Raw genomic sequence first — 11527 nt, forward strand, 5'->3', positions numbered from 1 at the left:
GTGACAGTAATGACAAAAGGGATATACTTTCACATAGATGAAAAAAACTCACCTTTAGGTATATTGAATGTTCGCCCGTCTCCCCTCACTCAACAGCTTTCGCGCGTTTGAAGCCGCCGCCCGTCTGAAAAGCTTTAAAGACGCCGCTGCTGAGCTTTATGTTACGCCAACCGCTATTTCTCATCAGATTCGTCAACTGGAAGCGCAGATGGGTACCCAGCTATTTGAACGAAAAACCCGATCTGTTGTGTTAACCCTGGAAGGAGAAGAATTACTGCTTTGCACACACCAGGCGCTTAAACAGCTGCAATCAGGGGTGAATAACATACGTCGTCAGGCCAGCACGATTACCGTGAGCACGACTTCTGCCTTCGCCAGTTTGTGGCTGGTACCAAGGCTGGAACGGTTCCGACAACAGCATCCTGAACTGGATGTCGTTCTGAAAACCGGTGAGAGTAAAGAAGATGTCGAACACGACAGACGATTTGATGTGGCTATCCGTTATGGCCATTGCCCGGCTTCGGATCCACAATCTATCCTGCTGACAAAAGAAACATTATGTTGCGTAGCCTCACCTTCGTATTGTGAGCAGGTAAAAACAGCAGCAAACGCCACTGTTTTTACCACCCGATGGCAAAATACCGATTTACCTGCCATTGAACCTTCACTTGAAAGTTTAACTCCGGCCGCTGCTGCGTCTGTGAGTATCCGGTATTTTGATCAGGAAAATCATGCGGTACAGGCTGCATTAGCAAGCCAGGGCGTGGCTTTTATCAGTACGTTACTGGTACAGCAACCCCTGAGTGAAGCATGGCTGATACCGCACCCTGCCTTTGCGTCATTGCAAAAAACAGGGCTTGAATATTACGCAGTCATCCCTAGCCGACACAAACAAACTGCCGCGGTTCAGCAGTTTGTTTCCTGGCTTCAGCAGACACTCACCTAGATGCTGTCACCCTCACTCACGGCGTGACTCAGCCACCAGTGCATCCAAAAAGCTGAACAGGGCGCGGTTCATTTCACTGTAATCGGCATTGCGCAGCTGATCAGCCGTCTGAATGAAGGGCTTATTTTCGTGATTGTTGAGATCGTCGCCAGAGTATCTGATGAGACCTTCCACCGAGTCGCGGGTAAATTCGGGGTGGCACTGAAAGCCATAGGCTAGCGGGGTATAACGCACAATCTGGCGCGGACAGCCCAGACTGGTTGCCAGCACCTGGCATTCAGGTGTCAGCCCCGGCATGTCATTATGCCAGTGACCAACAACCAGTTCAGGCGGAAACCCTTCAAACTTGCGATCCAGCCTTGCGTGTTTGTTAAGCACGATGGGAAAGCAGCCCACTTCCGGTTCCAGACTCCGGCTATGCGGCGCACCTAACGCTTCCCCGAGAAGTTGTGCCCCCAGGCAGAACCCGACCACGGGCGTTTTGCTCGCGACAGCTTTTTTGATCAGCGTAATTTCCGCTGCGGCATCAAAATGCGGACACTCTTCTCTGGTGGTTGCCGGACTTTGCGGGCCACCCAATACAATCAGCAGATCCATATCATCACCGCGTTCTGGTAGTACCTCGCCCAGATAAACACGCGAATATGACGTCGAATAATTACGTTGATCAATCCACTGTAATAAAGCGCCTGGTCCTTCAAACGCTTCATGCATAACAAAATGTACTTTCATTGCTTTTCCTTTGCGTTTTGTATTTGAGTTACGATGACACAACCCATACTATGCGCGAAACGATCCGGTCAGGTAGCGACAATATGACAAAAAATATCGATAAAAAGACATATGCAACACCTGATGGCAATACACTGATCGCGACCTATTCGTGCCAACCTCTTCTGATCAACACCCTGAATATGGCCAAAGGCTTTCACGACAAACCGCATCAGCACGCGTGGCATCAGATTATTTTTCCATCCAGGGGATTATTGAAATGCAGCACTGACACACATCAGTTCTATATCCCGCACCACAGGGCATTGTTTATTCCGGCACACACCCGGCACGAGTCCAGGGCGCTGCAGGACACCACATTTATCGCCGTGTACCTGAACCCTGAGTCCTTAAACCGCTTACCGGCTTCCAGCCAGCCGATTGAAGTGACGCCGTTTTTCCGCGAACTGATCCTGAAACTCAGGCAATCTGTTTTGCGCGATCAACAGCAACCACCTGGCATCTTGCGCCTGCTGGCAGTACTGGAAGACGAGTTAAGCGCAGACAAAGACAGTTCACTGGAGCTGCCCATGCCGCAAGATCGCCGGCTTGCGCCTATAGTCGATGAGCTGCTGATTCATCCCGGCAGCACAAAAACTCTGGCGCAATGGGCTCGGCAGACCGGCGCAACCGAACGGACATTGTCCCGGGTGTTTCAGAAAGAAATTCAACTGACGTTTCCGCAGTGGCGGCAGCGCCTGCGGCTCATGACGGCAATGACGCTGCTTGAACAGGGTTTACCGGTGCAGGATGTGGCCCATGAAATTGGCTACCAGTCTGTTTCCGCTTTCATTGAAGCGTTCCGGCTGGCCTTCAAACTGACCCCGCAGCAGTTTAAGCATCAGCGCACTATTGAGTAACTGCACGCAACTGAGCTACTGATTGCCTTTTTCAATTAAGGCTTCATCCGTGATATGCACTATCTGTTGCTCTTCTTCAGTCAGCCGGGTCTTTTTCCACGTTCCTCGCTTAAACCAGCAAAATGCAAATACGGCGACCACCACATTGGTGACAGCAAACGACCACCAGATACCGTTATCCTGCAGCGCCGTATGTTTTGACAACACATAGGCCAGCGGAAATTGCACCATCCATTGTGACACCAGTGCAACCATCATGGCGTTCTGCATATTACCTGAGGCCCGAAACGCGGAGACGACGCAAAGCTGTACCCCAATACCGCCCCATGTCAGGCACATAGTACGCAAAAAGTGGGCACCTTCTTTGATCACCTCAGGATCATCCGGTATAAACACAGCGATCAGATGAGGAGCGAAAACATAGAATACGATGCCGATCACCGTCAGACCGAGAAAGCCCCACAGCGTGCCCAGCAAGGTGATTTTTTCAGCCCGCTCAATCTGGTTCGCCCCTATGTTCTGTCCCACCAAGGTCGACACTGCCATCGACAGCCCCATGGCCGGAATCATGACAAACTGCAGCAAGTTGGAACCCACGCCATAAGAGGCAATCGTCACTGTCCCGAAACTCGCCACCAGAAACGACAGAATGATCATCCCCAATGCACGGGCAGACAGCTCTACTGAGCCAGGGACACCCAGAAAAAAAGCTTTTTTAATATAGGCAAAATCGGGCTTGAAGTTGTGCCATTCCAGCTGGATGCCATGTCTGCCCCGCATGAAAACCATCAGGCCCAGTATTGCAGCAATTGACTGGGTGACCAGTGTCGCCAGCGCCGCCCCCATGACACCCAGTCCTTCAAAACTGCCAAGGCCAAAAATAAACAAAGGGTCCAGAAAAAAGTTGAGGATCACAGTGCCGAAGACAATCATCAGCGGGATCTTTATCTGCCCGATCCCCCGCATCAGCGACTGAAACATGGCAAATAAAAAGACAAAAATCACCCCGATAAACGACACGTGCATGAACTTGAGCGCATCGCCATAGACCTTTTCGCTCACGCCCAGTAACGTCAGGAAATAGGGCGATAGCAAATAGCCAGTGAATCCCAGCACCACGGATGTAACCGCGACCATCAGCATGGTCTGAGCCGCCACATGGTTCACTTTGTCCCGGCACCCTGCCCCCATGTATTGTGCAGATAACGTTGCGCCCGCCATGGCTAACCCTGAACCTAACGCAATCACCAGAAAGGTAACGGGCATGCTGACAGACACAGCCGCCACTTCAGATGCGCCCAAGCGCCCCACCCAGAATGCATCTGTCAGCTGATAGGCCGACTGCAGAATATTGGCCAATATAATGGGAACCGCTAACGATATAAGTACTTTATTGATAGGACCTACGAGAAACCTGTTTTGCCTGTCTGTCATCGCCATGCCTTATGCAGTTATCGTTATAAATACGTTTTGAAAATGCGGATACTTTAGTCAATATAGTTAGTCAGGCCACTATAAGCATTCGTTTTTGTGGTCTTTTTGTATGGTCTTTTTGTATGGTCTTATTACAGGTTGATAAATGATCATCTGCTTCTGGTATTGCGGTTACAGCGGGGTTTGCTGCTATTGTCAGTGCCGATGGCAAACAAAGCATGCAGGATATTACATTGAGTGCCGTTCTTCTTAGCTCCACCTCTTATATTCCTCTCACCCAGTGATACATTGACGCCCATTTTCCTCGCCAGATCATAATGCAGCCATGACTAATAAACAGCATACTGTACTATTAGTTCGATAAAACCCAGACCCAAGAATATTCAGTTACCACTCGAATCCTCACTGAACAACTAACACAACATAAATAACAATAGCAACTATTATCAACAGCGTTATTGTCACGATTAAAAATAAAGCATATTTGTCCCCTTCCTATTGACGCAGTCAATATAAATTACAACAGGGATAAAGTATAAAGCTTCGAATCCTTCCTTAGTTTTTTCATCTCTTTATTAGTTACCCGAAGAAACAAACCAACACTTTAAAAACCATATTTTTTATTCTTAATGAAAAATAAAAACATACCGTAATGACTAGCTTTAACGACATAGCAAACATTGCATCAAATTAACTGTCAGAAAAAATTACACCATAAAAACAAACGCGGCAGGAATTAAATGAAAATAAATTTAAATCAACAAGTTAAACCACCGAACAAAAACGGCATGAATTTGGCATTAATTCGTCGTGAGATAATTAAATACTAATAAAGCAGGGGGTATATCATGAAAATCTCATCTACATTTCGAACTGTTCGCACTGGTTTATATGTCTCAGGTCTCTTGTTATCATCAACCTCACAAGCAGGACTGGTAGACATATTTGCGTTTTCAAGTTATTTTTCTCCTGACAATACAAATGTTTATGTAGATACACCACTCGACAACTACGGCATTGGCTACAGTGACATCCCCTACGAGTTTGTCACCTCTTTCACATCTGCGCTTGATAGTGATAACTACGGTACATTACAGTGGCAGATCAAAAATAACTCCGGCAGTAGCTTTACGGATGTTCTCATTGTGGGTGTATTAGATGCAGTCATTGATTTTTACGGTGATGATGATTATGCCTATAATGCCGGCAACAGTGCCGACAGTTGGGAGATTAATGACAGCTATGATCTTTCCGGAAACTTTTACTACTATGGCTTAGCCCTCAATAATTCAGTGACTCCAGCTTTCTTTTCACATGGGCTCGCGCTGGGTTTTAACATCGATGAGTTCTCACACGGCTCTATTTTATCCTTCACCTATACCCTCAAAGACTATGGTCCTGGGTTGCATTTAACCGACAACTATTACACCGACTTATATTTCGACGGTACGTATCAAGTTCCGGAACCCGGCTCTCTGCTTCTGTTCACTACTATTTTATTTGGAGCAAGTGTGTCACTAAGAAGACGTCTTAAAATTAACTCATAGATTTATTTAACATTAACCAATAATAAAATCTCTGAAGTAAGCATTGATCGTTGTTTATTAATGCGAGGGAATAATAATGGAAAAAAGTAGAAAAGCAATGCGCTTTGGTGCACTAGGTTGCGCCATTGCTTGTTTTAGCTTGGGGGCTGTATTTTTTGCACAATCTGAAATACCTGCCGAAGAACCTGAACCAATAGAAAGTTTGATTCCTGAAGCACTCACGAACCTTCAAGTACCTCTACCTGATTTAACCGGTATTGTAAGAGACAAAAACATCGCCATAAAACTTGGCAAAGCCTTCTTTTGGGATCAGCAGGTCGGCAGTGACGGGCAAGCCTGTGCCAGCTGCCACTTCAAAGCGGGTGCTGATGGCAGGATCACCAATATTCTTACTCCCGGCCTGTTGCGGGTCGATGCCAATGGCAATCCCGACCCTGATACCGATTTTGGCGGCACCGTACCACCCAGCCCGATGGCAACCGATGGCTTTACCGCCGGTAACCAAGTGGCACGGGCCAATATCACACTCACCCCGGACGATTTTCCATTTCACCAGCTGGTTGATAAAGATGACCGCAATTCAGCCATTGTATACTCCACCAATGACTCCGCTACATCACCGGGAACCTTCGATGGTTCATTCGGCACTGTGATTCCCAGAGATCTGAATGAGTACTGTGGTGACCCGGAAGGCAGCATTTTCCATACTCAGTCCAACCTGGCTACCCGAAAAGTCGAACCGAGGAACACCCCAACGGTCATCAATGCTGCATTTAACTTCAGAAACTTTTGGGATGGTCGCGCCAACAATATCTTTAACGGTACCGACCCGTTCGGACGACGTAATGAGCAAGCGAGGGTGATGATCCTTAACGGCCGTACTCCCGAACTTGCCCGGATCGATCTCAACAACGCCAGTCTGGCTTCTCAGGCTGTCGGGCCAACATTGAGTGATTTTGAAATGTCCTGTGCAGGCAGACAGTTTGCCGATGTCGGTCGACGCATCGTTAGCCTGAGACCACTGGCACAGCAAGATATCGCTAGCAATGACAGCCACCTGTCCGATTTGGTCCATCCCAGCGGCAAAGGCTTGCGAACCAGCTACGCTCAGTTAATACGAATGGCTTTCGAGCCGCAATACTGGGCAGCCCGTGGCAACTTTGTTATTGATAACAGCGGCAGCGAACCAATGCTGGTTAGTGACAGCCAGGGCTATACCCAAACCGAGATCAATTTCTCTCTGTTCTGGGGCATTGCCATCATGCTTTACGAAGCTGAACTCATTTCCGATGATACTGCGTTTGACCGCTTCAGAGGATGTCATGAACCTTCTTGTTCACCGGCCATTGAACCCAATGAAAATGCGCTGTCTGAGCAGGAAAAACAAGGGCTTATGGTATTCGTTGATAAAGGAAAATGTGTTAACTGTCACAAAGGTCCAGAGTTCACCTCTGCCGCCGTTCACCTGCAAGCTGAAAATCAGGAAGAAGGTCTTGTTGAGCGAATGATCATGGGTGATAACCAGGTTGCACTCTATGATAACGGTTTCTACAACATCGGAGTGAAACCAACCAAAGAGGATCTGGGTGTCGGTGCTGTTGACCCCTGGGGCAACCCGCTGTCTTTTACCCGCCAGTATTTTGATATTTTGCTCGGCAATAACGCGCCTGATCCGTTTGAAGTCGATCCCTGCACCTTTGAGGTTCCTGTACTTAATGATTTCCCTTGTAACTCCGCGCAGCAGACCAATGCGCTACGAGATAGGGTCATCGCAGGTCTGGAACGCGATGCTGTTGACGGTGCCTTTAAAACGCCCGGGTTGCGGAACATCGCGTTAACAGCGCCGTATTTCCACAATGGCGGTGCCGCGACGCTCGAACAGGTTGTCGAATTCTACAACCGGGGAGGAAACCGCAGAGGTTCTGAGTCAAACAATAACTCTGGCTTTGGTAATAATGATTCCAATCTGGATCCTGACATCAGACCGCTGGGCTTAACCTCTCAAGAACAAGCTGATTTAGTGGCTTTCCTGAAAACGTTAACCGATGAGCGGGTGCGTTGTGCCCAAGCACCGTTCGACCACCCGAGCTTAACGGTTTCCAATGGACATCTTGATCAGGACAGCAACAATGATAATCGCGCCGATGACATTCTGATCACCCTACCGGCTGTCGGAGCGTCCGGTTTACCCTTCAGTCAATGCTGGGCAAACTCAGGCGATTTGTTCAATCAGGGAGGACCGCTGTAACGGTACGGCAATCAAGAGCAATAACACCAGTCAAGGCCAATACCGTTTGGCCTTGACTGGCACAGGACCAGTATAAGATTCGCAACAATTATCTTGCTTCCGGCAGACTATACTTTATTCGTTACCTGCTCAGCACCGTCATTCGACTAAGGATAACGGTATGAAATTTGCCAGATATCTGCCTCTGGTAGTGCTTGTTACAGCAGGGCTCCCTGCTATCGTCAATGCCGATGACAAACAAGCAATGCTGGATGATGCATTGAGTGCAGCTCCCCCCACACTCAGAGATAAAGTCACCGTAATGGACTGGGATAACAATGTCTTACAAAAAGGCTCCAGTGACTATACATGCTTTCCAACACCTCCTCAGCTGGAAGGGACAGCTCCTATGTGCATGGATGGTCCGTGGATGGCATGGGCACAAGCCTGGATGAAAAAAGAACCCGTTGAAACGAAAACCATAGGTATTTCTTACATGCTGGCTGGTGACGGCGGCGCGAGCAATATCGACCCTTATGCGGAAGGTGAAACTGCAGACAATCAATGGGTGGTTGAAGGACCACATTTAATGATTATCACACCAGACAAAACCTTACTCGATTCGCTTCCCACCGATCCCAATAACGGCGGGCCATATGTGATGTGGAAAGGCACTCCCTATGAACACATCATGGTGCCAGTGGGACCCAGAAAGTAAGACAAAATAAAGAAGAAAAAAGCGAGATAATCATCTCGCTTTTCTTTTTATTTGTAGTTTTATTTTTTGCCTTTTTTCGGCGAGTTACTGGTGCTTTTATAGGGTTTCGGTGGTTCCACAGTCGTGGTGTCCGTGAGCGTTTTCATATAAGCAACGAGCGCCGCTTCTTCGTGAGCCGTTAACCCCAGATCACCTGTTACAGCACCAATAGTTAATAGCGGTGCATCGGGCACTTCAGGTGCAGGCCAGCAATTATTGGCAAGCGCTTCTTTTTCGGTCACGATACTTGCAGGGCAACGTATCACACCAAAATCTGCCGCGGTCTGACCGTCAACATCTGAGGTATTGTAGAAATGCACAATACTTTCCAGACTCTTGAACCAGCCATTATGGGCATACGCTTTGGTAAATCCTTTTCCCGGACGTTTATCAACATTGCGCAGTGTTGGAGTTTTGTGGGCACCAATAAAGGCATTCTGAACATTAAACGGAGGGAAGGGTAAATTGGCATTGGGATTTAATCCCAGATCTAACAGTGTGGGATGTAATCCGATATCCGGTAATGGAGAACCCGGTAGCTCATAGTTTCTTGGCACACCAATCGCGTGATAGCTGTCATCGGTATAACGTTCAAGGGGATGTGTCCCATTAGCACCGTTACTGTTATGACAAAAAGCACACCCAGCCTGGCCATAAAACAGGTCATGCCCTTCATTTTCCAGATCGGTGAATCCAGTTAACGGGAATTGTTGATTGTCGTCTTCAGCAAGAGCAATATCCCGTTTTGAGTTAAAGCGATTGTTATCTTCAGACATTTGCCATGCCGCCAGAGCAACAGCAAAGCGCGCAAAGGCCGTGGCCGATTCCGCTGCAGACTGGCAAGATAAACCCACGCCCCATGACAGGTAATACAGCTCTTTACCCCATTTGGTAGATTCTACTTGGCTACACACATCTTCTTTGCTCTTGTGGTTTTGCTCGACAGGGTTCAAAAATGGGCTTGCAAAGGCCTGATCAGCAAGGGAACCGAGGTATTTAGCGTAAAGCGTTTTTTTCTGCCAACTGGCATCGTTAACATCAAAAACCAGATTAGTATTTTCGACAATGTCTCCATTCGCGCGTCCATTCCAAAACGCACCGCCACAAGGAAAAATACCACACGGCCCCTGACCCGCAAGCTGGAGTTTTTGCAGACCTTTCGCTACGCCGTCATGCAGAAAGCTGACATATTGATTTGTCGGCGGCTTCAGACCACCAGCATTTTTCACCGTCGTTTTTTCTTGTCCCTCTTCTAAATCTTGTGGTCTCAAATGAGGCCTTGCCCCGGTCACGGCGACCTGATGTAAATTCACACCGGATACATTGTACGTGCCACCCGTGTTTGGCGCGTGGCAAGTCGCACAAGACATTCGATTAGGATCGGAGATGTTTTCAAAAAATAATCTTTTTCCTAATTCCTCTATGGGTTGTAAATCATAGTCATTCTCATTGCTGTTTTTAGCTTGTGAGCTAAATGAAAACAGCATTGAAATAACCAGAACGGATGTTCCGATTATTTGCATCGGTTTTAAATATGCACTGACATTATCAGGCTGTCTGCCTTTTGATGCTTGCATGGTCATGGTTAACCTCTTCTTTTTTCCACGCACAAGTCAGCCACCCGTAAAGTCGGGCAGCACTGAGAGCGTTAAGGCTTGATTAACCAACTATAACTTAAGTTTATAAATCCGAATTTCTCATAAAAGAGAAAACTTTTTAAATCAACAATATAAGCAACAAATTCTCATTTTATAGAAAATGATACGCAAAAAAACACCACCATACTTATCACAGCCGTTAATAAAACATTCTTTGTTTTCAAAGCGATTATAATCGCAACAATTGCGCCAACTAAATATGGGTTACTATACGTAACATCAACAGTATTTTTATCAGGCAAAAAAACAATAGGCGCCCAAATTGCCGTCAACACTGCCGGGCTCGAGTAATTTAAAAAACGCTGAGTTTGATAGTTCAGTTTTACAGGCAATCGGGGTTCTAAAAATAGATAGCGACTGGCGAAAATAATCAGTGTCATTGTCAATATAGTTAGCCAGATCATCATTTGTCTTCCTGCTGTTTTTCTGTTATTTCACTGTAAATCGATTTATTTCCCATCAAGCGTTCAGATATATATCCGCCTGACATCGCGGTTAAACTGGCTATCATCAACCCGCCTTCTATGTTCAGAGCTGCCATTAATACCGACATCACCAAGGCAATCAGTACTGCGATCAACACCGGCCAACGCTGAATACTGGGTACGACAATAGCGATGAAAGTGGCGGCGATGGCAAAATCCAAACCCAGGCTGTCCAGATTCGGGATAAACTTTCCCGCGAAAATGCCTGCTAATGTGGCGATGTTCCAGCTGATGTAAAACCAAAGCCCGGCGCCCAGCGCATACCAGGGCTGAAAACGCTTCGGGGACTGGTTACCACACAAGGCAAAAAGCTCATCGGTAAGAAGGAAGCCCAAAACCAGCCGCCAGCGAAGCGGAAGCGGGCTGATCACGTTTCGCATCGTAATGCTGTACAGCAGGTGCCTTGAGGTAATGAAAAAGGTGGTCAGTAAAATAGTCACAATACCGACCCCGGCTTTCAGTAGCCCGGTCGCTACCAGTTGCGCCGCGCCGGCAAACACTATCGCAGACATAGCCACACTCTGAAACACGTCCAGCCCGGCATCAATAGCAAAGGAACCGGCAAGTAACCCCCAGGGGATCACCGCAACACATAAAGGCATGACTGCGAGAGCGCCTTGTTTAAACAACCGTCGTTTCTCCTTGCCAGTCAGCAAAACGGCTGACGTTGCCATGAATATTTCCTTTTCTTTCATTGCCTACCACTATCCGCGCTTCGAAAACAGTCACTTTACGCCAATACAAGGCTTCAATCTTGTACAAACTTGTCTTAAACAATGATAAGAACATCAGCTCATAAGGTGATCACTATTTATTGATATTGTGTTGATTATTAGCACTTA

The 11527-nt window shown here is 47.3% G+C and carries 10 protein-coding genes; 5 read left to right on the forward strand and 5 right to left on the reverse strand.

Annotation, left to right across the window (positions count from 1 at the left end):
* Positions 1 to 67: 67 nt before the first annotated feature.
* Positions 68 to 946 carry a LysR substrate-binding domain-containing protein gene (locus L6J37_RS20205; RefSeq protein ID WP_192014066.1) on the forward strand — a complete coding sequence of 293 codons (879 nt, stop codon included), beginning with the start codon at positions 68 to 70 and terminating at the stop codon, positions 944 to 946.
* Between the two features lie 12 nt (positions 947 to 958).
* Here the strand turns inward: L6J37_RS20205 and L6J37_RS20210 are convergent, their stop codons facing one another.
* On the reverse strand, positions 959 to 1678 hold the full coding sequence (locus L6J37_RS20210; RefSeq protein ID WP_237796397.1) for a glutamine amidotransferase-related protein: 720 nt from the start codon (positions 1676 to 1678) through the stop codon (positions 959 to 961).
* 83 nt (positions 1679 to 1761) lie between these two features.
* Between L6J37_RS20210 and L6J37_RS20215 the strand changes: the two genes are divergently transcribed.
* Positions 1762 to 2577, forward strand: coding sequence for an AraC family transcriptional regulator (locus L6J37_RS20215; protein WP_237796399.1), 816 nt, complete (start codon positions 1762 to 1764; stop codon positions 2575 to 2577).
* A gap of 15 nt (positions 2578 to 2592) precedes the next feature.
* Here the strand turns inward: L6J37_RS20215 and L6J37_RS20220 are convergent, their stop codons facing one another.
* Positions 2593 to 3936: an MATE family efflux transporter gene (locus L6J37_RS20220; RefSeq protein WP_237796401.1), complete on the reverse strand. Its 1344-nt coding sequence runs from the start codon at positions 3934 to 3936 to the stop codon at positions 2593 to 2595.
* Positions 3937 to 4859: 923 nt separating this feature from the next.
* Here L6J37_RS20220 and L6J37_RS20225 point away from each other — a divergent pair.
* From L6J37_RS20225 to L6J37_RS20235, 3 genes are all read left to right on the forward strand, one after another.
* Entirely contained in the window at positions 4860 to 5558 is a 699-nt protein-coding gene (locus L6J37_RS20225; RefSeq protein WP_237796403.1) for a PEP-CTERM sorting domain-containing protein, read from the forward strand.
* Positions 5559 to 5634: 76 nt separating this feature from the next.
* Complete coding sequence (locus L6J37_RS20230) at positions 5635 to 7806, forward strand: cytochrome-c peroxidase (protein ID WP_237796405.1); 2172 nt, start codon at positions 5635 to 5637, stop codon at positions 7804 to 7806.
* Positions 7807 to 7966: 160 nt separating this feature from the next.
* A complete protein-coding gene (locus L6J37_RS20235) occupies positions 7967 to 8503 on the forward strand; it encodes a hypothetical protein (protein ID WP_237796406.1) in 537 nt (178 codons plus the stop codon).
* A gap of 59 nt (positions 8504 to 8562) precedes the next feature.
* Here L6J37_RS20235 and L6J37_RS20240 read toward each other — a convergent pair whose 3' ends face one another.
* The 3 genes from L6J37_RS20240 to L6J37_RS20250 form a co-directional block, all read right to left on the reverse strand.
* Entirely contained in the window at positions 8563 to 10125 is a 1563-nt protein-coding gene (locus L6J37_RS20240) for a cytochrome-c peroxidase (protein WP_237796409.1), read from the reverse strand.
* A 161-nt stretch (positions 10126 to 10286) separates the two neighbouring features.
* Positions 10287 to 10604, reverse strand: a complete 318-nt coding sequence (locus L6J37_RS20245) for an AzlD domain-containing protein (protein WP_192014536.1) — start codon at positions 10602 to 10604, stop codon at positions 10287 to 10289.
* Positions 10604 to 11359, reverse strand: coding sequence for an AzlC family ABC transporter permease (locus L6J37_RS20250; RefSeq protein ID WP_237796411.1), 756 nt, complete (start codon positions 11357 to 11359; stop codon positions 10604 to 10606). Before L6J37_RS20250 ends, L6J37_RS20245 begins: the two co-directional genes overlap by 1 nt.
* Positions 11360 to 11527: the final 168 nt, after the last annotated feature.

The sequence above is a fragment of the Photobacterium sp. WH77 genome (genome assembly GCF_022014395.1).
GTDB lineage: Bacteria > Pseudomonadota > Gammaproteobacteria > Enterobacterales > Vibrionaceae > Photobacterium > Photobacterium arenosum.

What these genes read in the sequence shown, in the direction of transcription:
- L6J37_RS20205 (WP_192014066.1), top strand. Translation starts at nt 68, where the DNA reads ATGTTCGCCCGTCTCCCCTCACTCAACAGCTTTCGCGCGTTTGAAGCC.
- L6J37_RS20210 (WP_237796397.1), bottom strand. Translation starts at nt 1,678, where the DNA reads ATGAAAGTACATTTTGTTATGCATGAAGCGTTTGAAGGACCAGGCGCT.
- L6J37_RS20215 (WP_237796399.1), top strand. Translation starts at nt 1,762, where the DNA reads ATGACAAAAAATATCGATAAAAAGACATATGCAACACCTGATGGCAAT.
- L6J37_RS20225 (WP_237796403.1), top strand. Translation starts at nt 4,860, where the DNA reads ATGAAAATCTCATCTACATTTCGAACTGTTCGCACTGGTTTATATGTC.
- L6J37_RS20230 (WP_237796405.1), top strand. Translation starts at nt 5,635, where the DNA reads ATGGAAAAAAGTAGAAAAGCAATGCGCTTTGGTGCACTAGGTTGCGCC.
- L6J37_RS20235 (WP_237796406.1), top strand. Translation starts at nt 7,967, where the DNA reads ATGAAATTTGCCAGATATCTGCCTCTGGTAGTGCTTGTTACAGCAGGG.
- L6J37_RS20240 (WP_237796409.1), bottom strand. Translation starts at nt 10,125, where the DNA reads ATGACCATGCAAGCATCAAAAGGCAGACAGCCTGATAATGTCAGTGCA.
- L6J37_RS20245 (WP_192014536.1), bottom strand. Translation starts at nt 10,604, where the DNA reads ATGATCTGGCTAACTATATTGACAATGACACTGATTATTTTCGCCAGT.
- L6J37_RS20250 (WP_237796411.1), bottom strand. Translation starts at nt 11,359, where the DNA reads ATGGCAACGTCAGCCGTTTTGCTGACTGGCAAGGAGAAACGACGGTTG.